Consider the following 24,761-nt stretch of genomic DNA (forward strand, 5'->3'; position numbering starts at 1 on the left):
GTGAATTTTTTTTCGTGACATTCACATAATCGTGAAATTTTCTGTTTTTGACTTTCTTCTATATAATGAAGAAAACGCTTACTCCATTTATGATATGCACAAATATCCACTATGTCTGTGCTATTTTGTATGTATCAAGGATTCCTTCAGCAGGGATTTTTCTTTTATTTATGAGGTTTCTCGCTCGTTATCGAGGATTTAACGGTCAATCGCGGGTATTCACGTCTCCACCGCGTGTATCTTCACTCAATTCACGGGTATTCACCCTCATCCATATAAAAAACTAGGCTCACGTCGAGTGAAGCCTAGTTTTGTTGTTGCTATTCGATTAAATGGCTGTCCAGCCGCCATCGATTACAAGCTCTGCGCCTGTCATGAAGCGAGATTCGTCTGATGCGAGGAAAGCTACGCCATATGCTACATCCTCAGGTTCACCGAAGTACGGTAGTTGTGTGTAAGCTTGATAGTATGGCAATGCGCCGCCCTCTTCCATCGTAGGCGCTGTCATTGGTGTTACGATAATGCCTGGGTGAACAGAATTCACGCGAATTTTATCTTTGCCGTATTCAATCGCAGCCGATTTAGAAAGGACACGAAGCGCACCTTTTGCTGCTGTATAAGCGCTTGTACCAGCCATTCCTACAATCCCACCGATGGAAGAAATATTGATAATTGAACCGCCGCCAGCTTTTTGCATTTCAGGAATCACATATTTCATGCCAATGATACAGCCATTCAGGTTAATGTCCATGATTTTATTCCATTCAGTCATTTCCATGTTGGCAATCGTTTTTGGTGATGAAACACCTGCATTGTTGACAAGAATATCCACTTTGCCATATGCCTTTACAGCCTCCGCAATCACCGCTTTCCACTCATCCTCAGAAGTAACATTATGTTGAAGACCAATAATGTCTCCACCATTTTCTTTAATTTCTTTTACTAAATTATTCAATGGCTCGATTTGTACATCTGTTGCAATCACCTTTGCTCCTTCTTGTGCAAATAGTTTTGCTTCCGAAGCACCCATTCCCATTGCTGCCCCTGTAATAATTGCTACTTTCCCATTTAAACGACCCATTATAAAACTTCCTTCCTTCTATATAAATGAACAATTCGTGAACACGTTAACAACTAGTTGTATTATCGACACAGTGTCGTTAATATAATTATAACTCGCTATTGGAAAAGGGCAAACAACATAGAAGCTCATTATGACGCTTTCACAACACTTGCCATCGATCTGTTGTTAAAATAGAAAATTTAATACAAGGAGCTTAAAAATGTCGAAAAAAATGGACCCTCGCGTCATCAGAACGCGCCAGTTATTAAGAGATGCACTAGTGGAATTAATTGATGAACAAGGCTATGAAAAAATTACGGTACAAGATATTACACAACGGGCTACATTAAACCGTGCCACTTTTTATTTACATTACCGTGATAAACTAGACCTTCTTTATCAAAGCTCAGAAGAAACCTTACATGAGCTTGTAAGTAGTATCCATCCAACCTTTGAAGAGAAGAAGGACTTTGATTTATTAAAGAATTATGACCAACCTCACGAGACATTTATGCATTTATTTGAACAAATAGCGCTGAATAGTAAGCTATACAAGGTCTATCTCACGGAAAAAAATATCCCTTACTTCTCTGATGGCCTTAAAGACATTATTATCAATTTTATCTCAAGTGGCATTCAAAGTATGGAGCCTGACGATCAAAAGCTGACCGTGCCCCGCGAAATGGCCGTCCGTTTTTATGCGGCTGCCTTTCTTGAAGTAATTGTCTGGTGGCTAGAAAATGATATGCCCTATACCCCAAAATTCATGGCGACCCAGTTAATGCGTATTACCATTAAAGGCCCTTATATTGACAACCCTTTTGAAAGGTAAAGCAGAACACCAAATTTTCATTTAACAACAAAAGGTAATCACAACGCATAGGTGATTACCTTTTTCCATTTGTCTCGGAAGTTATACGATTTTCATGTTTAATTCTCTTGTAGGGTTATAGAATTGTAACCATTTATCAGCTTCACTAACCATCCACGCGCCAAATTCATTTAAAAACAATAACAATACGTTTGTATCTGTTGTGGGTGTTATCGCATATTCAAGTGCCCTTCTCATGTCGCTTTCCTTGTTAGGGAAATATTTCGAAAACCGTTTATAAGCGGGGTATAAATCCCTTGTATAGGCGTTTTCCTTCGTTATGACAAGTGCAAGTCCTGCTCTTACTATAATTTTCATAATCCACTTGCAACAATCCTTTATATCCTCACTATCCGAATTATCTTGAAGGTCATCACAGGCATTTTTAATTTGCCCCTGTAAATGAATAAGGTGGTCATTCGCTAAAGCTTCGTTCGCTTTATATCTTGGTAATTGAGGTATTACATCCTCTCCAAACACACATATACTATGGGTTTTGAGGATGAAACTAATGATTGAAAAAGATGCCGTATTGAAAATCGCTTCTTTGCAGAACACACTTAGCTCAATCCCATCTACACAAGGATGGTTCCGAGTTAATGCTTGTTCTACTTCTTTTATCCGCTTCAACTGCTGTTTATTAGGGTTTTGCTTCGTAATCGCTATTGTGTCTAAGTCAGCCACTCCTTCAATACCTATACCTTTTGGAATCGATCCCCTTATGTATATGCTATGTAGGTCATCTTGAAGAAGGGTGCGATACGTATGAACCACATCGTTGATGACAGGCAGAAAAATAGGGTTGATTTTATGCCAATCTGCATGATTTATAATGTATCCATCACTATCCGTAATACATAAGCTTCCAATTTCTTTAATAGTCGTCATCACATTACTCCTTTTGTAATTTCAGGTGATTTATTCGCTTAAATAGCTAACTATCGCATAAAAATAGGATAGCATGTTGGAAGTCCTTTGAATGGAGATAATCTTCAAAAACGATACTTCCAGCTAAAATATCCGCTTTTACTTTTCATTAAACTCAAATTCAATCTTTCCTTCTACCAAACGGAGTGCCGCATTAAATTGTTTGCCATTCTTTGATTTAAACCCTTTCATCACAGCTGTTTTCCCACTCTTACATAAATCATGAATGTTTTTTTCCGTTAGTTTTTTTCCTAATGTGTAATAAGCTGTGAATCGGTACGTTATCTACATAAAAATGGACTTAATTATTTTGGACCTAATTAATATGTATAAAAGTCCAAATTATTAGTCAACATAACTAGATTTTCTAGTAAAAGATGGACACAATATTAAAATAACCGTAATATTGAAATTTCATTTATAATTATAATACAAGAAGTTGTAATTATTATTAATAGGAGAAGAGTATATGAAAATAGTAATTGCAGAAAAACCAGACCAAGCTGCAAAATTAGCTGCCCCCTTTTCTTTCACAAAAAAATCTGGTTATTTTGAAGTGAAGCCAAACACATACTTTCCAGGTGGAGCACTAATAACATGGGCGATTGGACATCTATGTGAACTGAAAGCCCCTGAAGAATATAATCCTACATGGAAAAAATGGACATTAGAAAGATTACCGATTATTCCAGATCGATTTGAATATAAAGTGACTAAGTCAAAGTATAAACAATTTAATGTGATTAAAAGTTTAGTAAAAAGACCAGACATTCAAGAAATCATTATTGGTGGTGATGCTGGGCGTGAAGGTGAATTGATTATCCGCACCATTTTAAGAGTATGCGGTGTTCATAAACCGATGAAACGTCTATGGATATCATCTTTAACAGAAAACGCTGTAAAAAACGGTTTTGCAAATTTACTACCAGAAGAGAAAACACGCGATATTTATTTTGAAGCACTAAGTCGTTCATGTGCAGACTGGCTAATTGGCATCAACACATCCAGATTATACACGGTACTCCTTAAACGAAATGGCGTGAAAGATGTATTTTCAATTGGTCGTGTACAAACACCTACACTTGCACTAATAGTAAAGAGAGAACATGAAATTGCGAATTTTAAATCAGAACCATTTTGGGAAGTGGAAACAGAGTTTAATTTTGATGGAAAAATGTTAAAAGCAAAATGGCATAAAGATAACATTTCAAGGGTTCAAGAGGAAAGACAAGCTATTGCGATTGCTAATTTCTGTATCAATAAAAATGTAGAAATTAATAGTATTAAAAGAGAAACAAAGGAATACGCTCCTCCATTGTTATTCAACTTATCCGCATTACAAGCTACAGCAAACAAGGCCTATAAATTCTCACCACAAAATACACTGGATATTTTGCAAAAACTTTATTTAAAGGGCCTAGTTTCCTATCCAAGATCTGATTCACAATTTTTAACGAATGAAGAAGCAAAAACACTACCAAAGATACTAGAGCATTTAAGTAAAATTGATAAATATAAAGGTCTTCTTCCGCCACCGACAAGTACAATTATGAATAATAAAAGATATGTGAATGACAAAAAAGTAACCGATCACCATGCAATTATTATTACAGAGCAAATACCAGACGTAGTAAAGCTAAGTACAGAAGAAGAAAAGATTTATGATTTAGTTGCAAGACAAGTCATTGCAGCACATTACAACAATGCCATATTTTCTTACACAACGATTCATTCCCTTGTCGATAAACGTGCAGAATTTATCTCTAAGGGCAAAGTGCTAATGGAAGAAGGTTGGCGTAAGGTTATTTATCATTCTAAAGATAACTCACCTACAGACAAAGATGAACTGCTCCCCCCATTACATGAAAATGAGCAAGGTATCGTTGCGAAAGCGAACGTAAAGAAAGGTGAAACCCAACCACCAAATCGTTTTTCTGAAGGTAATTTGATTACCGTAATGAAAACAGCTGGTAAACATTTGGAAGATGTAGAATTAGAAAAGGTCTTATCGAAAACGGAAGGATTAGGTACTGAAGCTACACGCGCTGGAATTATTGGTACATTAAAAGATCGAAACTATATCGAAGTTAAGAAAAACCAAGTCTTTGCAACGACTAAAGGTATGTTACTAATTGAGGCACTGGGTGAAAGTATCTTAACGTCCCCTTCCATGACAGCCAAATGGGAGCAACGACTATCTGAAATAGGTGACGGCAACGCTTCTCCTAAAGCATTTATGGAACAAATAAAAAAGCTTGCTGACAAATTGATTTCAGATGCTAACAAGCGTGAAAAGGAATGGGCATTTAATCAAAATGTAGTAGATAAAATCACTGCAAATAATCCGTATAACAAAAAATATAAAAAAGAAAAAACAGTTGTTGGAAAATGTATCCTTTGCGAAGGGTCAATCATAGATCATGGCACTTTTTACGGGTGTTCAAATTATAAAACAGCTAATTGTAAATTTTCGGTTTCAAAGAAACTTTTAAGAAAAACTATTTCACAATCGAATATGAAAAAACTCTTGGCAACTGGTGAAACAGACTTGATAAAAGGATTTAAAAAAGGCGAAAAAACTTTTAATGCCCACCTTATTTGGGATAAAAAAGAACGTAAGATTAATTTTAAATTCCCACAATAACTAACAATTCTACTTTCAACATATCGATGAATGTAGTTTGGCGTTCTAACAGATGATGTTACTTCACCTGTTAGAATGTGGTCACTTACTGTTAATATTGAAAGTGCTATAAATATCAAAATTTATGATACGTTTATAGGTTCATTACCTTCACACAAAATAACAAAAGCTGAATAGCGGTTTTACTCCAACAAAAATATTTTAGTCCCTTTGGTTTCCTATTTTCTTAGGGGACATATTTACCATCACAATAATATTAATCATGTAGTTTCGTAAGTAACTTCAATTCATGTGAGTACAACAGGTTTGATGTCACCTACCTAAATATAGGAACCGTGCCCCTGTCGTTAATTTGCTCTTTGTTGCGGATTATTCTTGTTCGCATAATTATCATTTCTTTTAGCAGATGATTACTTTCGATTAGATACTCATTATGCTTATACAATCGTTGTAAAAGTTGGTTTTCAGGTAGTCAAGCAAACTTCCCATTAACTTCTCCTCTTTTACTATCCTGACAGATTAGAACTAAATTCCAAACTCCGTTTAAGTATAAACCATGTGTACGATTGAACCATGTTGATAGCAGAATGAAATGGTGAGACCTTATTATTATGGAGAGTGTTGCTGATGGAATCATCAAGTCCAAGTAAGTGGAGGTATAGTCATCCTCCACTTTTCTTATTTTTCTTGAATTTAGACTGGTATAAAAAATATTTAAAAGCTATACTTTCTAGCGTAATCCCTTCATTAGATCTTGCCTGGTTGCCCACAGAGTAGGAAATAAAACTGCCGCCACACCTACTAATGGAGAAAGAACAATTATACCTCCCAGTAGTGAGGGCATTAACCGAAATGTTGTAGCATTTAAACTTTGAAGCAAACAGTATGTGGAAATCATGGATAAACCTACTGCAAATATTCCAACTGTTCCCGTTAAAAGGGCTCCTTCAAGCAATAATAACGCAAATAATCTTTTCTTCGTATAACCAAGTACACGTAGCATACTTAATTCTTGGATTCTTTCCTTAATACTACTGGCTATACTATTCATTAACCCGATGATGGTAAACATAATAATTAATCCTACTGCTAGAAATAAAATGAAAAAGCGCTGCAACAATTGTTCTTCTAGGTCATTCAATTCTTCTGCCCTATTATATAAAATAGTATTAGCATACTGCGGTTGTTGGATCAGTGATTGAACTTCTTCCATTGTTTCTTGTTTATCTATATCTGATGTTATATTCATCTCTACGCTATGAAGAGTATGAATCTGAAACATATCTTCCATATTTTTTTTAGTAGTGAATACTTTGTAGTCGTCACTCATATGCTCTGAATTGGTTATAATACCTTCTACAATAAATTCTTTCTTATCCACTTCATCCATATTTTCAGACATATCAGCCTCTATTACATCGCCTAAATGATATCCTAATTTCTTTGAAGTAGACTCTGTTATCATAACGCCGTTAGGACTCAATTCTTCCTCTAGATGAATACCATCCTTTATCTTAACTTCATTTTTATCTAAGCTGTATTGTAAATCAGTCCCACTAAGAGCTAGTATCACTTCGCCTTCTTTTGAAGGGAGATTCATCGTATCAAACAGCTTTACATTTGTGTAAAAATGCGCCTCTATATTAGGGCTCTCACTGACAAGGTCATAGAATGAAAATGGAAATCCCTCTTCTATTTCTGATCCCACAGACACTAATTTTAAATCATTTGGGTAAGTATCCATGATTGTTTCAGTTGTGTTCGCTTTGACACTTGTTAATACCACCATTCCTATAATAGAGATAATAACCCCTAAAGTGAAAATAATAGAGATTTGCACATTTCTGCCTAATTGCCTTAATAAATTTTTCGTAGCTAATAAGCCTTCTGCTCTAACCTTTAATTTTCGATCTAACAGACTTATTCCTTTCTCAAATAACACAAACATTAGAGGGATCGTAACAAATATTAACGCTATAAACGAAACTGCGTTAATAACATATATAAACCTTGATTGCCAATGCCATTGATTAAGAGCAAATAATATAGTTATAAATACTGCATACAACAAACTAATCATGAAATACCTTTTAGTAATACCTTGAGTGGTTTTCACACCTCTATAAACAACAATTGGTGGAGAAAGACTTCCTATATAGCCAGGAATGAGTGAAGATAAAAAAATGACTACTGTAAAAATCCCCAAACTAAATAATACATCATGGTAGGGTAGTACAATACCGGCATTTGGAATATTCATTAGTCCTAAAAATACATCAAATGTAAGAAGAGGAATTAGAATACCAAGAAGGATTCCCACTGCTAAAGAAACTGATCCTACTATCATCGTTTCAATTAAAACTAAAAACATAATGTGTTTTTTCTCAAAACCTAATAGGCGTAGCGTTGCAAGTTCCTTTTGTTTTTCTTGAATGGACATACTCATTGTGCTAATAAGTATCAATGCGCTTATTAGGTAAATGGCAATATTAAGCCCTTTAACAAATGGTCCAAGCCCTCCCATATTATTACGTTCATTATCAATCTTTAATCGATTATCAATAAAAAAATCATGGTTAAGCTCTCTCAATTCTTGAACAACATCCGATTTCTTTTCAATATCATTTAACTTAATAATCAATGCGGTTGTTATTCCATCGTTTAAAGTAACTTCTTGAAGCCAATGAAAGTCGAGAATGACCATATTCGTTAAGCCTTCATGCTCTTCACTAATTCCCGATACCGTAACCTCTCTTTTCCCTTGTGGTGGAAAATTCATTTCTATCGTGGAGCCAATTTGCAAATTATTTAATTTAGCGTATGCGGGAGAAATTAAAGCTTCTTCTGCTTTAGGGAAATTACCAGATTTTATTGATACAAATGGATATTCATAAGCCAGCTCATCATCGTTAAAACCAATGTAAGTTGGTTCGCTCCACATATCATACTCTTCTTCTTTGTTTAAGTATGGGTATAGGAAGGGACTTATTTTCTCCACTCCTTCTATCGTCTCTATCATATCAATCTCTGATTTATTAAGTGACTTATGACTATCTTGATAGCCAACTACTAGGTCAAAATCGCCATGTAAATCTTTGATTGTCTGTTCATTTGATTCTTGTAAACTAGCTAATAATATTTGCACAATTACAATTAGAGCAACGCCTAGCGAAATACCTAAAACTAAGAATGCGTTTCTGGCCTTATGGTTGAATAATGATTTAATAGCTGCTTTAATAAATAATCTCATAAGCTTAGTTCCTCAATCTTAGAGGCAATGATCCTAACTACTTCATTATCCTTCAAGCTTGAGTTTTTTAAATTTAACGTATCGCAGATTTTACCATCATGCATGAAAATAACTCTATTAGCATAAGCAGCTACATTTGCATCATGTGTTACTACAATTAACGTATGTCCCAATTCCTCACAGAAGTTACGTAGAATACTCATCATGGCTTTAGAGGTTTTCGAATCAAGGCTACCAGTAGGTTCATCTGCTAGAATTAATTCCGGGTCATTTATAAGTGCTCTCACTATCGCTACTCTTTGTTGTTGACCGCCAGATAATACAGTAGGTTTAGATTGTATAAAAGAACCTAGACCAACCAAATGCAACAAGTCAATCGCTTTTTCTTCTAATTCTTTCTTATTCTTTATAGTTAGCATTGCTGGGAGGGTAACATTGTCTATAACGGACAATACAGGAATTAAATTAAATAATTGAAAAATAAATCCTATTTTTTCTCTACGTAAACGAGTCAATTCGTGGTCTGAATACCCCTTTATATTTTCACCACTTATCAGAACTTCTCCTTGATCATAAGTATCTAGCCCAGATATCATATTTAAAAGGGTCGATTTTCCAGAACCACTTGTCCCCATTATTGCGACAAATTCGCCTTTTTCAATTTCTAATTCAATATGATTTAATGCCTTTACTTGACTTTGACCTTGACCATATATCTTAGAGAGTCCTCTCACGCTAAGAACAGACATTTTTATCTCCTCCTTCTTATTCTTGTAAGAATTATAGCCAAGGTAAATCAATTTTCTATCTATCTATTATCAAGACTTTATCAAGAAATATCATCCTTCTATACAACAATAACTAGGTATACCTATACATTCCCTTTCAATGATTTGAAAAAAATAACAATCCACAAAAAAATGAAGGAAGCAATTTCCTTCATTTTTTTTCTAATCCTATTATTCGATGATATTTTTAGGTATCTTTATAACAATCTTTGCCCCTTTTTCCTCATCATTTGCGGCTTGAATTATGCCACTATGCTTCTGAACAATAACCTGTGCAATAGTTAAACCTAATCCCATTCTTTGATCAGCACTAAACTTTTCTTCATTTCCTTTATATAAAGGTTTAAATATGTATGTAAGATCCTTTTCTACAAACCCCTTTCCATTATCTAAAATAATTGTTTCTATAAAACTATCTCTTTCTCTAATGAATACTTCTATTTTCTCTGTTGGTGGACTATGGCGAATACAATTAATAAGTACATTTTCAAATGCTCTTTTTAGCAATATATAATCACCAGCAATGGGCTGACTTGTTCGATTATTTACTTCTAGCGTAAGTTTTTTCTCTGAAAGGTTATAAAACAACATCTGCTTTAAATCCTGTACCAAATCATTAACTTGAAATTCCGTTATTTCTTCGAGTTTAATTTTCCCTTCAATATTTGCATAATTAGCCAAAGACGTGACCAATTCATTCAAGTGATTTGCTTGTTTCATACTCATTTCTAAATATTGCGTTTTCTTTTGTTCATTTTTAAAAATCCCTTTTATTAAGCCTTCCAAATAACCTCGCAATGAAAAAATGGGAGTCCTTAAATCATGAACAATGGAAGACACAAAGAGCTTTCTTTCATCTTCTAGTCTTTCGTTCGTTTCCTTTGATAATTTGAGTTTTTTGGTCATTTCAATAAAGGCATGAGTCGTATAGCTCATTTCTTTAATGTTGGAACTTGGCAAATCTATGCTATATGTTCCATTCGATATAAGTTGTGAAGATTTATTAATAGCACGTAATGGTTTCATTAAATTTACTTGCAGAAATACTATATAGAGTATCGATACTAGAGAAAATGCACCCATATAAAAGACAAAGTCGTAATTCGTACTTTGAATTTGTTCATCTGCAGGTATAGAATAGCTAATATATACCGTTGCAATGAACGAATCATCTGAATAAACATTGTATGGAACTAGATTTAAATTAGATTTTCTTTCGAGATTTCCTGGAAGGGCTTGACCCTCTTCATGAAGCTGAGTATTTTCAGATTCCTTCATTCCTTCAGTATAAAGCAATTCATCATCTGCAAAAATAATGAACAAATCAAGCTTATCTGCTTCGGCTTTCTTTTTTAATTGACTTTTCCATTCTTCCTTATTGAACTGTGTCTTATCTGCATTCACTATATTGTCCTGCACCCACAAGTCCAAATCGAATATTTGACTCTCTTTGGATGAATACACGTCTGTTAGGCGTGTAACTGTTTTTGCTAAAAGGATTGGCGTGAAAACAATAATAATTAGGCTAAACGTAATAAATGCCTTAAAGCTAATCTTTGGCATCTTTTATCCTCTCATTCCCTTATGCAACTGGTAACCAACGGATCTTATTGTTTTTATCTTGGGAATTGTATCGAAAGGAGCTAGCTTCTCTCTTAATTTTGCAACATGGACTCGCACACTGTGAAATCCAGTTACATGGTCATTCCATATTCTATCTATAATTTGCTCATACGTTAGCACAATCCCCACATTTTCCATAAAATAATATAATAAATCAAACTCAATAGTCGTTAGCTCTACTGTTTGTTGTCCTACCCTCACTGACCTCGTGTCTAGGTTTAATTCAAGTTGATCGATAGATAAAACCCTCTGCACATCTATAGCTTTCCGAGAATGTATAGCTATTCTTCTTTCAACTGCCTTGACCCTTGCCACGATTTCACTTGGGCTTGCCGTTTTGACAATATAATCATCGGCTCCAAGCATAAGACCTCTAATTTTATCTGCATCGGTTTGATGATTGGCACTTAAAAATAAAATAGGAACCTCGGATTCTTTTCGGATTCTCTTGCAAAGTGTAAAGCCATCAGTTCCAGGCAGCATGATGTCTAAAATAATACAATCTATTGTCATTTGACGTAACAGAGTTTCTGCATCTTCAGCGTTTTTAGCACTATAAACTATGTAATTTTCCATCTCTAGAAAATCAGTCATCAATTCTATAATTTCTATATGGTCATCAACAATTAAAATATTTCTAAAAGGCAATTTAACCACCTCTTTAATTAAATTTCTATAGCTTATTTTATCATTTATAACTCTCATAGTAGTATTCTACTATATAATTTATTATAGAACATGTTTTAGATATTACAGATATGAATGAAATAATCCATCTTGAAGAAGAGTTATCATTTTTATAACTCAATCATCACCATATATTGAAAAAAGCACTCCCCGTAATTATAATGGTCTGAAATAAACCATTTCTTAATGGAAGTGCCTTTTGATTAAGAGATTTTTATTTAGACTCTGACAATCAACTTACTTAATTTTCAACTCTAAAATACCTAAAAAATTTGGAGCAAGTGTAAGATTAATTAATTTGCCATTCTTTTCATAGACAACATGATGACCATCCATTCCCACCTGTTCCCATCCCGCTTTTTTAATTATCAAACGATAACTAAGTGGTATATCTGTTCCATTAGATTTTCCTCAAGTATAACCTTTTTCTTTTAAATTTACGCTTTCAAGTTTTGCATCTTTTGGGATAGGGAAATCATAAAATTCTTTAGAAGCAATATAATTGTTATCTAAAATTATATAATAATAGCCACCTACCCCAATTATAAGGGCCAGAATTAAAATTATAGACACTTTTTTTAACATTCTCTTCCTCCTATACTTTTAAATTCCCCACCTCTATTATACAATATAGGTAAAAATAAACAGTTACAATAGTTTTCTATAATTTTTACATTTTCCGATTTATTTTAAGTATTATTAATTTGATAAAACATTGGATATAAGGAGGTTTTATACAAGTATTATTATAAAATGACTACAATAAAGTTTTCATAATAATATATTCTGAATTAATCCCATAATGTGCAGAGATAATAAAGTTGTTTAATTTACAATAAAGTCATTTAAAAAATAATATAGTTGTTTAAAAATCCGTCCTCCACTAACGGTGCAGTTTAGTGCAAGAAGGTGTTACTATATAAAATGGAGAATTTAACAGGAAATAATATCAAAATTGATGAGAGGTTTTGGTTATGTATTTTAAATTGTTCAAAAAAAATCTTGCTATTCTAATTGCTTTTTTGCTCCTTTTGTTAATGGGCTGCGAAATCCCCAAAAAATATGTAGAAGAGAATGTTAAAAATCATTTGGAAAACTACGGAATAAAGAACTACAACATACTAAGTGCTAAAAATGATGGTGAGCGTGGTGAGAGTAAGTATGGTTATGTAGAAATCTATAAACCTTATCATGTAAATCTCACATTAGCCTTTAATCAAGAAACAAATCAATTAATTCCTGACGAAAGTGACGATGTTTATTTACAACTATTTAAAGAAGCATATATTCAACAACATCCTGAACTTATCAAGGTGTCCAATCAGATTATCGAAAAATACCATTTAATGGATAAACCTTCAGAAAATTATTATCTTGATTTTAATATTGAAAAAGATCAAAAAAAAGGGCTAATTGATGACCTTAGAAAGAAAGAAAAAATAGACACCAACTCATTATTACCGTAACTAACAAGTGATGAAAATGAATCGTTGTATCCTTTGAACAATGAGTCAGTTATTAATTTTCATTATAAGTTTAATGTTTACGAAAATAACAATACAATCCCGAAAGCCAGTGATATTTTAAACGATTTTAAAGAAAGTAAAGTGTTGTGTGAAGGGAAGTATTTTTTAAATATACAGGTGGTATCTTACGAACAAAATTCAGTAACTTATTTAGGTGAAGATTATCCTGAAAACAATATTCTTTTTGTAGTCGGAAAAGACGGAGAATTTAGAGATATAAGAACATTAAAACGTACCGGGTGGCTTAAGTATACCGTAGTTCCATTCCCCTAGTAATTGATGTAATAAAGTAGGTAAGAAGATTTTTATAGCTATAACACCTCTATTTAGTAACACAGTATTTTAAAGTTTAGTTTTTATATTTCAATCTAAAAAGATAGACCGATATTTTTTTAGAAAGGATTTTGAAATATTACACTTAAAGAAACAGGTGCTTTAGTTCAATAAGAATTAAACAACTTTAAAGAGCCTTACTACACGCTAGAGTGTAGCAAGGCTCAGACTGTAGACAAAAGCCCTCGAGAAGTTCACTCTCGAGGGCTTTTGGTCTACAGTCTGACTCAACTAATCAGATTAGTTGAGTTGATAGTGCAATACCTTACTACTATTTTACTTTAAACAATATAAAATAGCACTTACTAAAATCTTTGACCACTTTCAAAGACATATTATAAAGAATCGAAAATTTTCTTTACCCATTCAAGATACGCTCGCATATAGTATTGTTGCTTAAAGCCATGATTCTGACCTTCTGCTATAATCACAGTCACATCCGCACCTGCGTTTCGTGCGGATTGAATATATTCCTGTGGACCTTTTACCTCAATTGCTAAATCCTTTGTCCCATAAGCAATAAACTGAGGAATATGTGCTGTTCGGAAATGCGTAGATAAATCTGTCTGCTTCAAGAGCTCCTCACGCTTTTCTGGATTTCTGACATCCTCATCATTAAAAGAGGCAAAGAGCATGGGCACATTATAGCGATACGTCAATGCAGGGTAAATCATCGCGGCGGCTGCTACTTGATCATCAACTGCATCGATGACATCAGGCTGATAACGAGCAGGAAACAGATTTTCTCCCTGAATGAGGTTAATAAAGCTACCCGTTTGATAGCCTCCAGCACTAAAACCTATCAAACCAATTCGATCTGGATGGATACCATAATCATTGGCATGATAACGTAGATAACGGACTGCTCGCTGAACATCTAGTTGTGGAATTGGCCACTCATAGGGATTGGAACGATAGTGGAGAACGAATGCGTTAATACCTGCCTTATTTAATGATACAGCGACTTCCTTTCCTTCTGCTGTTCCACCATCCATTTCCTTAAAGCCATACCCACCACCTGGAATAATAATGACAGCACTGTCACTGTTCGCTACCGTATAAGGAATCAGATAGGGCTCATCTTCATAGGTTGATTTTTCATAGCCCCCTTCAATTTCATGGATATAGGTAAAGGTATCAATGGCCGCTTCATTATCTTTATAGTCTTCCCCCACAATGCTAGTGGAAAATTTGAATGTCGCTAGCAATCTATTAGGATTCCCCTTAATAGTCATATCATCTAGCTTACTTCCCGAATGATTCCCTGCCACTTCTTCTCCCCAAATCTCCACCTTGCGTTCAATATCCGCAACTGGCTTGCCTGGTTTATTCCCTAACGGATTAATCGCAAGAATAGCGTATCCAATCCCTATAAACAAAGTCAGTATAGCTAGAAAAATCCCCACTAACTTGACTATTTTCTTCGCTATTCTCATCATCATAACCTCCATTAAATTGACTTCTATCGACTCCTACTTAATCTAATTCTACATAAAAAGACCAGGTCCTCACTTATTTATTATATGAGTTAACGAAATATTTACTTGTGAATTTTGGTATGTCAGTATCAATCACAAGGGTTATAATGTGCAAGTGAAATTCTTATTCACCTAAGGCTGTAATAGCTAAGCAAGGAGATAATTCAACCCCCAGCATCTAATGTCGGGTTCAACTCGACACTTACATTCACGGCAGACATTAATCGGTTTACTCTTTATTATAACGGGTATAGAATTATTGAAATTAATGCAATATTGTAATCTTCAATTTTCTAATGCATTTACTAAAGTAAAGACCACAAATATTAAAAAGGACTGCATACATACCTTGTAATGACGTAAACTATATTATAAAAAGCACTCACACTAATTTTTCGGAATATGAGGTAGGTATTGTAAAAAAAGAAGGAGAGATACGATGTTTGATCAAGCTGCCTATTTTATTTTTAGAGCCCTGTTAATTTTAACGGTTTTGGTTGTTGTGGTTGGAATCCCTCTTGGTGAAACACTGATTAGAAAAAAATAGGCTGCATCTAAATGGATGCAGTTTTTTGATTTTAATCATACTTCATTTCGATAATAATTGGGATTGGTGAACCATATAGAAGTATCAGAATGGATTTTCACCTTTTATAAAAGGGATAAAAACTACATAGCTTGAACCAATAAAAATGAGCCAAAAAAGTACTGATGTTCGTCGCTGTTTAAAGAGAATATTTTCCCGAAAAATAAACAAACCAACAATCAACGAGTATAAGACGAATAAAATATAAGAGAGTCCAAACCAGTTTACCCATACGTTTCCTGTAAATTGAATTCCAAAATTCTCGTATATAGGTCTTAAAATAGAAGTTGTGAAAAGTAAACCAATCGATAAGATTACAATGATTTCAAGTAAACTAAGTACAGCTTTCTTCAATTCTTCCAAACCTCATTTCTACTACCTTTTAATGATGTATGTAAAAAACGAGGCTAGATTCTACTCCTTATTGAAGTACAACACCCCGTTATCACAACAATATTATTTATCTTATGGAACTGTATTACTTATAACCGTCACAAAGCCGTTCAACGAGGCGTTATCAATTAATTGAAGTATGCCTAGTCTTGAGGAATCACTATAGACATACCAATAATTTTCAGTAGTATCATGCACTAAAACTCCGCCCAAGTCCCCCGTTGAAGAGTAAATATCAAATCGTTTGATACTGTTCCCCTCTTCATCTAAAAAATCATATTGCGCATTTTTATCATAGTTCCCTACTGGAATGGGATGAGAATCCCATGGATTATAAGCAGGTGCTTCAACTTTACTTTCATTATTTTTTATAAAAGTATTATAAATAGCTTCATTATACCCATTCCCATTGATTTGCTGTACGACTCCGCCTAATGTCATATGATATTCGTATTGCAATGCTTTTACTTTTATACCATCAATAAAGAATGGCTTTGTTTCAATCGTTACTGTACCGTTTTTGTAATTGACATGGCTGCCAAATGTCTCGGCGAGAAAACGCATTGGAACAAAAGTACGATTATTTTTCATGTATGGCTTTACATCAAGCAGTTCCGTTTTACCGTTTTTCACCACTTTATTACTATTAAGTTTCAGTATTACCTGCAGATCGTTTTTAGTAAGCGTGATTTGAGAATCTGTCCATGTGACATTTGCCCCCAAATTTTCACTAATTACACGTAAAGGAACCATTGTCCGATTACTTTTAACTTCTGGCTTCACATCGGATGCAATCGTAACACCGTCAACTTTTATGTGAAAATCGGCTGCATATGTAGGTGACGAAGTCATGATGAGAAGCAATGCAAGAAAAATGCCTGAGAATACTTTTTTCATCTTTGAACACCCCTTTTCTTAAATATTCATCCAAAACATATATCCTCTACCTCACTAAATATTTTACCATAAAAATCCACATACATTTCTGCTCTTTATTCAATCTACATGACCCAATAAAAGAAGACGCGTTTTGAAATAGACGCGTCCGATTGTTATATAAGGGTTCTCCTATATTGGAGCATGGGGTTGGATTAGGAAGGTTTATGCTTCATAGGGCGACCAAACAGTATCAGCAGAACATCAACGCAAGCATTTTAGCGTGAATTGATGTCCTTGCATTAAAGCTAATAAATTCCTCTACTAAAGGATGGCTGCCAAATTCCTTGGGCATTTTTCTCCATACCTAGCTCTTTTTGTCCTTCGAGTGAAATAAATTTTACAACCCCTGTTGTAGCTGTTTGTTGCTCAAACTCTGCATTTTCTAACCCTGCAAAGAGGTTTGCAATAATAAGACGATTTATTTCCTTTGTAAACAACTCCTGACGTACGATTTTCGTTTTCTCATAATATCTTCGAACACTTTCTGTTTCATCGTTCATATTTGTTGTAAACAATGCTTCATATGTTTCATAATCTTTTTCAATATCACTCAATAAAAACATTTTAGTAATCGCTTGTGGTGTCATATTTTTTAACTTTTCAATATTATAATCCGTTTTAAAGGCATTAAAAACTTGCTGCTCCTGTTCAGTCAATTCAAATGTTAGCTCAAAATTTTGGAATCCTACGACCTTACCTACTAATTGCCCCTCACTAATTTTCATAATCGTGTGGCCTTCGTCACTGTCATAAACAACCATTTCTTTTTCTTTCGCAGAAATCGATTTGTCATTGAATGGCGCTGGCCTTGTTCCAAAATTATGAAAAAAGTAAGGATTCTTCAATGGGTCATTGATATCCTCTTTTTTTATTTGCTCATTTAATCCATGAACTTTTAATGGGGTTTCCTCTACTAAAATTTGCCCTTGCTTCATTGTTACATGATCATTACCTAATCCTAATACAGTTGAAACGACAAGCCCATCCGTACCATAAAAGGCAATATAATCTCCATACGTAATGGGGGCTTCCTTATCGATAATCATTGGCAAAAAATGCAGCATCCATTGTTCCCCAAGTAGATGGGCATATTTCGGCTCAATTATATCTAAAGAGGAAACATCATCGACAATCGGTAGTAGCACATTTTGCTGACTTGCGGTTTGTAGGCTATTCTTTTGAGAAAATTCAACGAATAGCATGAACCCAATAATGAAACAAGCTGCAATAGATACCGAGACGACCTGCCAGTTCACCTTTCTTTTTATTGGTTTCGGTTGCAATATGCGTTGCTTTATATCATTTGTAAATGGAGCATCTTGTCGCAATTCTTCTTTTAGCTTGGCTTTAAAATCCTTCATAAAATAGTGCCTCCAGTTCCTGATTTGTTTTCAACAATTCTCTCGCTCGACGAATCCTTGTACGAACGGTGTTTTGTGAGACATTTAATAAACTAGCAATTTCAGAAACATCAAATTCTTCATAATAAAACAGTACAATGACTTCCCTATAATGAAGTGGTAATGCGAAGACAATTTCCTTTAAAGTCGTATATTCTTCAGTTGCTATATACGTTTGTTCCACTGATGGTTCAGTTTTGCCTAGTGGTAAAAGTTTTGAAATAAATGATTTTCTCTTTTGTTTTCGTAGTTCATCGTGACAGCAATTAATAGCGATACGCGTTAAATACGTTTTCAATGAAGCATCTTTTCTGAAATCGTCTTTATGTAATAAATATTTCATTAGGACGTCCTGTGTAACTTCCTCTGCAAGCTGAAAATCCTTCATATATAAATAGTTTAGATGATATAAATATTCACCGTATTGTTCTACGATTTGTTCCAACAACAACTCACCTCGTTTCCATCCTACTACTTAGACGCTCGTTTTCTAAAAAATTGTTCAACGTTTTCAAATAAAAATTTATGAATACACAAAAAAAGCACGAAGGTTGTGTAATCAACGTTCGTACCTTTTGGCGAGGTCAATTATTTATACAAGTAGCACAAACAGTTGATGCAACAGCATTTATACTTACATATAGTATATCTACCCATAAATAATGCCCCTTTTCATGAAGAAAGACGCTTTCCTATTTCAGAAAAGCGTCCGATTGTGGAAGATCGTTATTCAACTATAACCTTAGTTAGTTCAAGAAGGACTGTTCTTTTTTAGATTTGTTCAATAAATCTATTCTTTCTTTCATACTTTCGTTCTTACTAATATCCCACCATTCAACGACCACATAAATCTCATTTATATCTTCAAGTGTAACAAAGTCACCATTTTTATTGATGTATGGGCCTTCAATAGCACCAGTTGTACATTCTGCTATGTTCATCTCACCAGTAGCTGAATTAGTATGAACCACTGAATCATCATTATCTATAACCACATGCGCTTCAAAGTGGAAGAAATCTGTCATATACTCATTGACGTTTTTCATCTTTAAATTCCCAAATCCGGCTTTAACGTCTTCTGGTGTTATAACCATTTCATAACCTGTTAGATTCCAGCTTTCACTTTCACCCATCAATAATAAATAATAATGATTACCACCTTTTTGAGCATTACAGCCAGATAGTACAAAGAAAGACAACATCAAATACATCCAAGGCACTAAACCTTTTATATACTTCTTCATTAAATCCCCCTTTGAAACATTACTTCCACAAAATTTTAGCATAAATATCCAATTTTCCAAAAAGAATGTTATTCAACAATCTGGCTCTTTAAAAGAAAAAGACACGTTTCTAAATAAACGCGTCCTTTTCTGGAATAATAGCTAACAAGTTACTAAATATTCATAAGCTATTTGTATGCAACTTGAACGATTTGTTGTTCACCATTCTTCTCAAAAAACTTATAATTTTCCATCCCGATTTTTTCGCAACTTTTTGTGATGGAATATTTTTTAAGGTCGTATATGAAAATATTTCAGAATAGCCCAAAACATTAAACGCATATTCCTTACAGGCAGATGCCGCTTCTGTGGCATACCCCTTCTTCCAATACGCTTTAATAATGTGAAACCCGATTTCAGGTAACCTTACACCGTCGATGTTCTGCATTGTTATGCCACAATCACCGATAAATGTATCCCCTTCTTTTAAAACAACCGCCCATAGTCCGTGATTATATTGCTTATAATTTTTCTCATTCCATTTGATCCAATTTTTAACCTCTTCTTGGTTAAAGGGATGCGGGTAATATTGCATAGACTCTGGGTCGGAAAGCACTTTCGATAATTCGTAATGATCCTGCATTTTTAACTCTCTAAGGTATAATCGTTCCGTCTCAATTATCTTCAAAATACCCACCCTTTGCTTTTAATTTATTTTGCCACAAAATGGCCCTTTACGCCCAATTGTGGAAGATTGTTATTCGGCTAACGCTAGATTGCCTTTCAATTATTACAGGAATCCTGCTTATAGCAATATAACAAAAGAATTATTATTATTTAATAACCCCCCCATAAAAGACACTGACCGAAAGCCCTTAAATTCCTATTCTTTATAATTAACAGGTAAATGAAGGGCTATAAACAATAATAAACGCTATTTCCAAGGGGAAACTAATAGTTTACACCCTTGCAACGATGTGGTTCTTTCGTTTTTTAGTGCAATTAAATATACTGTGGATAGGAGTTGATCATATGTATTTTTCTTCAAAAATAAAAGAAGAACGTCAAAAGCATAATATGTCACAACAACAGCTTGGAGAAAAACTTACTATTAGTAGACAAGCTATTTCAAAATGGGAACGTGGAGAAAGTTATCCTAGTCTTGACATGTTAATTAAGTTAAGTGACCTATTTGATATTACGCTTGATGAATTAGTAAAGGAGGATCATTCTTTGAAAGAGCAACTCATCAAAGATAGCCAAAAATTAGTCTATCCACGCTGGAAATTGTTTTTTGATATTCTTCTAATCATTGGATTCTTAATCATACTAGCTAAGATATTCATTGTAATAGGTAATAAGTTATTTGATTTAAACATTGTGTTCTTACAGGATTCTCTGTTATTTCAGATTGGCCCGTTTTTTATGACGATCATTGGAGCAATTGGCAGCGAATCTCTAGCCAAAAAATACAAATAATCATTCTGGATTTAGATTTATACACTAGTTACATAGGAAAGTCCCTTCAAACTATCTGAAGGGACTTTTTTTCAGTATATATCTTCTTCAAATTTGCTCCGGCAGTTTCTGAAATACCTTACCTATTTTCATGATTAGTTATCACATTTATTAATAGTAAGGTAAAGCTAACCTGATCACACATACCCTCATTATATATCTAGTGATCGCTCCTATCCCAAATGGCTTTTTTTATTGTCTCGTCTAACAAAAATATACTTTATTTAGCCCTATAATTGATAGGTTAACACCTCAATCCTTGTCTACAGCTAACATACTATGTATTGTAGAAAGGAGGGATATATTATGGGATACTGTGGAAATGTAGGTGGCATAGAAAATGGTGGCTATTATGGCGGCGGATCTAATAATGGCTCAACATTTGCCCTAATTGTTGTGCTATTTATTCTTTTGATTATTGTCGGCGCAACTTTCTTAAAAAGAGAAGAAGACTGTTAATAAAACCAATGAGCTGTAGCGTGTGTACCGCTGCAGCTCTTATTTCTAGAACATCTATGTGAGTTGAACGCTTCTATCACAAAACTTTTGATACATAAAATAACACTTAGAACATCCTATTCCCAGATACTAGAATCTCCTAATCTTTTCTTTCATCTTGATCACTTTCTAAATTAGAAGGTGGTCCTGTTAATTTACAATGGATGGTCATTTTTAGAACATCACGTCCTAGTTGAAATGATTAAAAAGTAATAAGTAACATTACATTACATACATTAATATTGGTGCCTCGCACGCACTTTTTATAGGCTGTGGCGTTTATTGAAAGCCGCAGCTTTTTTATTTTTGTAAGACAGAACTAGCAAATCCAAACTTGAGATGCAACAAGCAAAACCCGTTAATGGTACATATTAATATTGTCCCATGCTAAAGGGTGATTTTGCTCTGTTTGAAACGCATGCTTCGGATTTACCAGATAAACGGAATTAACTTTTTTGTTTTCAGTTTATATACTGTAAATTGTTCTCCATACTTGCTCTGTAGATAATCGTCGGATTTGGGAATATATCCAAATATAAATACTAAAATGAGACCAAGTGGTATAAGTAAACTATAAATATTGTTAGAGATGAGCGCTAAACCTAATACCCAGAGGCAATCCCCTAGATAATTAATATGAATCGCATATTTAAATAACCCTCCTGTATATAGCTTTCCTTGATTAGCAGGATTGTCTTTAAAAGGCTTTCTTAACAACTCCGAAACGGTGTTTAGCATACTTCCTCCTACAAATAATACCCAACCTAAAATAAGTACTACTACATTTGGATCTTGATTACTAGTAATCATTAAGATTGGGAAGCCTAAATAATAGATCCCAAAAGCAATACTGTTCATGATAGCTTCTTGCCATGCTATTCCTCTAGTCAACCATATAAACATCATAGCCGTTAATCGTAAAGCTGTAATAATCAAAGCAATAAAAAGCCCTAGTGCAATGCCTGAGTTGTCATAAGTAATGAAAAGTAAATAATATGCAATGACTAGATAGATCATTTCAGCAACTACAATCAAGATTTTTTCTTTTATCGTTGGCCGGTTAATACCATACATTGTAGTACACTCCTTCAACTATTTATTGGATAGGAAAATATACTTCTACAATATTATTTTCCTCCGATGTACGATATGGATTCGTTTGATAAACTTCAAACGGCGCCCCATTCAGATTATAGTAATTCTCTTTAATCCACATATGTAGCTTTGTATGAATAGACGGTAATTCATCATAAGAACCAGTAAGCGTCGCCATTGCGCAAAGACCGGGGTTAAACACTTTTGTTTCATTTGTGGCCTCTGCCAAAGGAATTGCTATTTCTACATCATATTTTTCTGGTACATATTCTGCGCTATGAAAAATGGCAAGTGGTTTCGCAATAGGTGCTAAATTTGCAAACAAAGCTCTACTCAATAATTCATTAAAGTGTAATAGAAAATCAGCGGTATTCATTTGTTTTCGTTGAGATAATATATGAAAGGTCAAGTGATTCATAAGTTTAATCTCTATTTTATCTAAGTACCCCATGATATGTTCCGCTTTATTTAAGCATTGAATATCAAGCTCTAATTTTTTTAATAGCGAACAATAATCAGTTATATGTTTTGTTAATTTTTCTTGCTTGGTTTGCATTTTAGCGTTTAAAAAGTCCGTATCTTCCAAATTTGCTAAAATAACTTTGATTTCTTCAAGCGAAAATAAATAGTTTTTTAATCGCGTAATCAATAAAGCCGTTTTTAATTGGGAAAGATGATAGTAGCGATAGTTATTTTGACTGTCTATGGAAGCTGGCTTTAAAAGCTCAATTTCATCATAGTATCGAAGTGTCTTCAACGTAAGATGTGATATTTTCGAGAATTCACCAATTGAAAGCATAATCATCACCTCCTTTCATAAATTACTTTAAATATAATGTTTCCTGTAGGGGGAAGGTCAATAAATATAGCTAGTCTTCGATTAATTTTTTACTGGCTGCTGCCTGAGCTTCAAAAAAAATGACCAGGTACTCCATTGAGCGCCTGGTTACTTTTGTTTAGAATTTTTGTATAAATAAGCTCCCATCAGATTGAATCTCAGCATAAAACACTTCTTCTATCTCTTTTATATTGGCCCTGCTTAATTCATTTTTTAACCAATCTCTACTTTTACCAACTTCCAACAAGTTTTTAGGTAATAATTTTCCATCCGTAATTATTTCAATCGGTAAATAAGTCGGTGGCGAAGGATATATGTTTAAGTCACTTTTTTGTGTCCCTTGATATTCTGGCTTTTTGAGAATACTAAATCTACCATTCGGTTCTAGAATGGCGAAATCAATTTCTGTTATTGAAAAGATTTGATTTTGCCTAATCAACATCGATAGGTCATCAATATTAACACCTGTTCTTTTTAATGCTTTTCTGTCTATCTCTCCATGTTTTATAATAATTGTAGGTTGACCATCAAGGATTACTCTAATTTTCCCTGACTTAAGACTTATATAACTAATTATTATAGTAAGTAAACACCAAATTACTAGGCTAAGTAGATCCTTTGTGTAATCTTTTGTACTAAGAACAACCATATTTGCAGCCATGGACCCTATTGTTATTCCTGTTACATAGTTAAAAAAAGTTAAATGACTTAATTGTTTTTTTCCTAAAAGACGTGTAAGAGCTAGAAGGACAAAAAAAGTTATAATTGTTTCACTAGCTATTTGTAAGTAGCTGATATCGTTCATTGTTTCACTCCTATCCATAATAGAATGGTCAACTATTTAAGAAAATACACAAATAGCCTGGGCTCAACATTAATGGAGTGCCTAGGCTTTAATAATTTTTCACTTGTGCTTAGCATAGCGTGAATCTTGATACGCCTTTGTAACACTGCGTCGTCTTTAGCCATGTCCATCCTATTTAGATAGGCGAATTGTTTTATAATGGAACTTTTACTCATTTTAAAGTACAGAGAGAAAAAGTAAATAGATGTAAATTAAAAAAATCTAGCTGTCCAAGTT

The 24,761-nt window shown here is 34.0% G+C and carries 25 protein-coding genes; 6 read left to right on the forward strand and 19 right to left on the reverse strand.

The genetic code is table 11. The features are described from left to right. Positions 1-328 precede the first annotated feature (328 nt). Complete coding sequence (locus ACEVFT_RS04560; protein ID WP_393948350.1) at positions 329-1,081, reverse strand: glucose 1-dehydrogenase; 753 nt, start codon at positions 1,079-1,081, stop codon at positions 329-331. A 202-nt stretch (positions 1,082-1,283) separates the two neighbouring features. Between ACEVFT_RS04560 and ACEVFT_RS04565 the strand changes: the two genes are divergently transcribed. After that, positions 1,284-1,895 (forward strand): TetR/AcrR family transcriptional regulator, encoded by a 612-nt coding sequence (locus ACEVFT_RS04565; RefSeq protein WP_393948353.1) that lies wholly within the window; start codon positions 1,284-1,286, stop codon positions 1,893-1,895. Positions 1,896-1,976: 81 nt separating this feature from the next. Here ACEVFT_RS04565 and ACEVFT_RS04570 read toward each other — a convergent pair whose 3' ends face one another. Further along, on the reverse strand, positions 1,977-2,822 hold the full coding sequence (locus ACEVFT_RS04570) for a nucleotidyltransferase (protein WP_393948354.1): 846 nt from the start codon (positions 2,820-2,822) through the stop codon (positions 1,977-1,979). Positions 2,823-2,960: 138 nt separating this feature from the next. Next, positions 2,961-3,146, reverse strand: coding sequence for a topoisomerase C-terminal repeat-containing protein (locus tag ACEVFT_RS04575; RefSeq protein WP_279381334.1), 186 nt, complete (start codon positions 3,144-3,146; stop codon positions 2,961-2,963). Between the two features lie 184 nt (positions 3,147-3,330). Between ACEVFT_RS04575 and ACEVFT_RS04580 the strand changes: the two genes are divergently transcribed. After that, positions 3,331-5,505, forward strand: a complete 2,175-nt coding sequence (locus ACEVFT_RS04580; RefSeq protein ID WP_393948357.1) for a DNA topoisomerase III — start codon at positions 3,331-3,333, stop codon at positions 5,503-5,505. Positions 5,506-6,235: 730 nt separating this feature from the next. Here the strand turns inward: ACEVFT_RS04580 and ACEVFT_RS04585 are convergent. The 6 genes from ACEVFT_RS04585 to ACEVFT_RS04610 form a co-directional block, all read right to left on the reverse strand. Beyond that, entirely contained in the window at positions 6,236-8,755 is a 2,520-nt protein-coding gene (locus ACEVFT_RS04585; protein WP_393948359.1) for an ABC transporter permease, read from the reverse strand. Further along, positions 8,752-9,504, reverse strand: coding sequence for an ABC transporter ATP-binding protein (locus ACEVFT_RS04590; RefSeq protein WP_393948361.1), 753 nt, complete (start codon positions 9,502-9,504; stop codon positions 8,752-8,754). The genes ACEVFT_RS04585 and ACEVFT_RS04590 overlap by 4 nt, the downstream gene beginning before the upstream one ends. A 210-nt stretch (positions 9,505-9,714) precedes the next feature. Next, the gene (locus ACEVFT_RS04595; protein WP_393948363.1) at positions 9,715-11,106 is read right to left on the reverse strand and encodes a sensor histidine kinase; all 1,392 of its coding nucleotides are present in this window, start codon (positions 11,104-11,106) and stop codon (positions 9,715-9,717) included. A 3-nt stretch (positions 11,107-11,109) separates the two neighbouring features. Beyond that, the gene (locus ACEVFT_RS04600) at positions 11,110-11,871 is read right to left on the reverse strand and encodes a response regulator transcription factor (RefSeq protein WP_393948365.1); all 762 of its coding nucleotides are present in this window, start codon (positions 11,869-11,871) and stop codon (positions 11,110-11,112) included. Positions 11,872-12,090: 219 nt separating this feature from the next. Continuing rightward, the gene (locus ACEVFT_RS04605; RefSeq protein WP_342534464.1) at positions 12,091-12,225 is read right to left on the reverse strand and encodes a hypothetical protein; all 135 of its coding nucleotides are present in this window, start codon (positions 12,223-12,225) and stop codon (positions 12,091-12,093) included. Positions 12,226-12,264: 39 nt separating this feature from the next. After that, positions 12,265-12,438 carry a hypothetical protein gene (locus ACEVFT_RS04610; RefSeq protein ID WP_393948367.1) on the reverse strand — a complete coding sequence of 58 codons (174 nt, stop codon included), beginning with the start codon at positions 12,436-12,438 and terminating at the stop codon, positions 12,265-12,267. Positions 12,439-12,827: 389 nt separating this feature from the next. On the opposite strand from ACEVFT_RS04610, the gene ACEVFT_RS04615 reads away from it, so the two are divergent. Continuing rightward, positions 12,828-13,319, forward strand: coding sequence for an RNA-binding protein (locus ACEVFT_RS04615; RefSeq protein ID WP_393948369.1), 492 nt, complete (start codon positions 12,828-12,830; stop codon positions 13,317-13,319). A 33-nt stretch (positions 13,320-13,352) separates the two neighbouring features. Continuing rightward, the gene (locus tag ACEVFT_RS04620) at positions 13,353-13,652 is read left to right on the forward strand and encodes a hypothetical protein (protein ID WP_393948371.1); all 300 of its coding nucleotides are present in this window, start codon (positions 13,353-13,355) and stop codon (positions 13,650-13,652) included. 395 nt (positions 13,653-14,047) lie between these two features. Here ACEVFT_RS04620 and ACEVFT_RS04625 read toward each other — a convergent pair whose 3' ends face one another. The 7 genes from ACEVFT_RS04625 to ACEVFT_RS04655 form a co-directional block, all read right to left on the reverse strand. Further along, positions 14,048-15,148 (reverse strand): alpha/beta hydrolase, encoded by a 1,101-nt coding sequence (locus ACEVFT_RS04625; protein ID WP_393948373.1) that lies wholly within the window; start codon positions 15,146-15,148, stop codon positions 14,048-14,050. Between the two features lie 673 nt (positions 15,149-15,821). Beyond that, complete coding sequence (locus ACEVFT_RS04630) at positions 15,822-16,130, reverse strand: hypothetical protein (RefSeq protein WP_243456130.1); 309 nt, start codon at positions 16,128-16,130, stop codon at positions 15,822-15,824. A gap of 111 nt (positions 16,131-16,241) precedes the next feature. Continuing rightward, positions 16,242-17,066, reverse strand: coding sequence for a copper amine oxidase N-terminal domain-containing protein (locus ACEVFT_RS04635; protein WP_393948375.1), 825 nt, complete (start codon positions 17,064-17,066; stop codon positions 16,242-16,244). A gap of 287 nt (positions 17,067-17,353) precedes the next feature. Further along, the gene (locus tag ACEVFT_RS04640; RefSeq protein ID WP_393948378.1) at positions 17,354-18,469 is read right to left on the reverse strand and encodes a hypothetical protein; all 1,116 of its coding nucleotides are present in this window, start codon (positions 18,467-18,469) and stop codon (positions 17,354-17,356) included. Then, positions 18,456-18,953 carry an RNA polymerase sigma factor gene (locus ACEVFT_RS04645; RefSeq protein ID WP_342534460.1) on the reverse strand — a complete coding sequence of 166 codons (498 nt, stop codon included), beginning with the start codon at positions 18,951-18,953 and terminating at the stop codon, positions 18,456-18,458. Before ACEVFT_RS04645 ends, ACEVFT_RS04640 begins: the two co-directional genes overlap by 14 nt. 301 nt (positions 18,954-19,254) lie before the next feature. Continuing rightward, a complete protein-coding gene (locus ACEVFT_RS04650) occupies positions 19,255-19,752 on the reverse strand; it encodes a hypothetical protein (RefSeq protein ID WP_393948380.1) in 498 nt (165 codons plus the stop codon). Between the two features lie 160 nt (positions 19,753-19,912). Continuing rightward, a complete protein-coding gene (locus tag ACEVFT_RS04655; protein ID WP_393948382.1) occupies positions 19,913-20,374 on the reverse strand; it encodes a GNAT family N-acetyltransferase in 462 nt (153 codons plus the stop codon). Between the two features lie 389 nt (positions 20,375-20,763). Between ACEVFT_RS04655 and ACEVFT_RS04660 the strand changes: the two genes are divergently transcribed. Then, a complete protein-coding gene (locus tag ACEVFT_RS04660; RefSeq protein WP_393948384.1) occupies positions 20,764-21,210 on the forward strand; it encodes a helix-turn-helix domain-containing protein in 447 nt (148 codons plus the stop codon). Positions 21,211-21,555: 345 nt separating this feature from the next. Then, positions 21,556-21,708, forward strand: coding sequence for a YjcZ family sporulation protein (locus ACEVFT_RS04665; RefSeq protein WP_081937001.1), 153 nt, complete (start codon positions 21,556-21,558; stop codon positions 21,706-21,708). A 468-nt stretch (positions 21,709-22,176) separates the two neighbouring features. On the opposite strand, the gene ACEVFT_RS04670 is transcribed toward ACEVFT_RS04665, so the two are convergent. From ACEVFT_RS04670 to ACEVFT_RS04680, 3 genes are all read right to left on the reverse strand, one after another. Continuing rightward, positions 22,177-22,821, reverse strand: coding sequence for a DUF1295 domain-containing protein (locus tag ACEVFT_RS04670; protein WP_393948386.1), 645 nt, complete (start codon positions 22,819-22,821; stop codon positions 22,177-22,179). 22 nt (positions 22,822-22,843) lie between these two features. Beyond that, positions 22,844-23,641, reverse strand: a complete 798-nt coding sequence (locus tag ACEVFT_RS04675; RefSeq protein WP_393948388.1) for a MerR family transcriptional regulator — start codon at positions 23,639-23,641, stop codon at positions 22,844-22,846. Positions 23,642-23,798: 157 nt separating this feature from the next. Then, positions 23,799-24,485, reverse strand: a complete 687-nt coding sequence (locus ACEVFT_RS04680; protein WP_393948390.1) for a DUF421 domain-containing protein — start codon at positions 24,483-24,485, stop codon at positions 23,799-23,801. Positions 24,486-24,761 lie beyond the last annotated feature (276 nt).

It is taken from the genome of Lysinibacillus sp. PWR01 (genome assembly GCF_043359455.1).
Classification (GTDB): Bacteria; Bacillota; Bacilli; order Bacillales_A; family Planococcaceae; genus Lysinibacillus; species Lysinibacillus fusiformis_F.

Coding starts and splice junctions, on each gene's coding strand:
- ACEVFT_RS04560 (WP_393948350.1), bottom strand. CDS start 1,081: ATGGGTCGTTTAAATGGGAAAGTAGCAATTATTACAGGGGCAGCAATG.
- ACEVFT_RS04565 (WP_393948353.1), top strand. CDS start 1,284: ATGTCGAAAAAAATGGACCCTCGCGTCATCAGAACGCGCCAGTTATTA.
- ACEVFT_RS04570 (WP_393948354.1), bottom strand. CDS start 2,822: ATGACGACTATTAAAGAAATTGGAAGCTTATGTATTACGGATAGTGAT.
- ACEVFT_RS04580 (WP_393948357.1), top strand. CDS start 3,331: ATGAAAATAGTAATTGCAGAAAAACCAGACCAAGCTGCAAAATTAGCT.
- ACEVFT_RS04585 (WP_393948359.1), bottom strand. CDS start 8,755: ATGAGATTATTTATTAAAGCAGCTATTAAATCATTATTCAACCATAAG.
- ACEVFT_RS04590 (WP_393948361.1), bottom strand. CDS start 9,504: ATGTCTGTTCTTAGCGTGAGAGGACTCTCTAAGATATATGGTCAAGGT.
- ACEVFT_RS04595 (WP_393948363.1), bottom strand. CDS start 11,106: ATGCCAAAGATTAGCTTTAAGGCATTTATTACGTTTAGCCTAATTATT.
- ACEVFT_RS04600 (WP_393948365.1), bottom strand. CDS start 11,871: ATGAGAGTTATAAATGATAAAATAAGCTATAGAAATTTAATTAAAGAG.
- ACEVFT_RS04610 (WP_393948367.1), bottom strand. CDS start 12,438: ATGTTAAAAAAAGTGTCTATAATTTTAATTCTGGCCCTTATAATTGGG.
- ACEVFT_RS04615 (WP_393948369.1), top strand. CDS start 12,828: ATGTATTTTAAATTGTTCAAAAAAAATCTTGCTATTCTAATTGCTTTT.
- ACEVFT_RS04625 (WP_393948373.1), bottom strand. CDS start 15,148: ATGAGAATAGCGAAGAAAATAGTCAAGTTAGTGGGGATTTTTCTAGCT.
- ACEVFT_RS04635 (WP_393948375.1), bottom strand. CDS start 17,066: ATGAAAAAAGTATTCTCAGGCATTTTTCTTGCATTGCTTCTCATCATG.
- ACEVFT_RS04640 (WP_393948378.1), bottom strand. CDS start 18,469: ATGAAGGATTTTAAAGCCAAGCTAAAAGAAGAATTGCGACAAGATGCT.
- ACEVFT_RS04650 (WP_393948380.1), bottom strand. CDS start 19,752: ATGAAGAAGTATATAAAAGGTTTAGTGCCTTGGATGTATTTGATGTTG.
- ACEVFT_RS04655 (WP_393948382.1), bottom strand. CDS start 20,374: ATGCAGGATCATTACGAATTATCGAAAGTGCTTTCCGACCCAGAGTCT.
- ACEVFT_RS04660 (WP_393948384.1), top strand. CDS start 20,764: ATGTATTTTTCTTCAAAAATAAAAGAAGAACGTCAAAAGCATAATATG.
- ACEVFT_RS04665 (WP_081937001.1), top strand. CDS start 21,556: ATGGGATACTGTGGAAATGTAGGTGGCATAGAAAATGGTGGCTATTAT.
- ACEVFT_RS04670 (WP_393948386.1), bottom strand. CDS start 22,821: ATGTATGGTATTAACCGGCCAACGATAAAAGAAAAAATCTTGATTGTA.
- ACEVFT_RS04675 (WP_393948388.1), bottom strand. CDS start 23,641: ATGCTTTCAATTGGTGAATTCTCGAAAATATCACATCTTACGTTGAAG.
- ACEVFT_RS04680 (WP_393948390.1), bottom strand. CDS start 24,485: ATGAACGATATCAGCTACTTACAAATAGCTAGTGAAACAATTATAACT.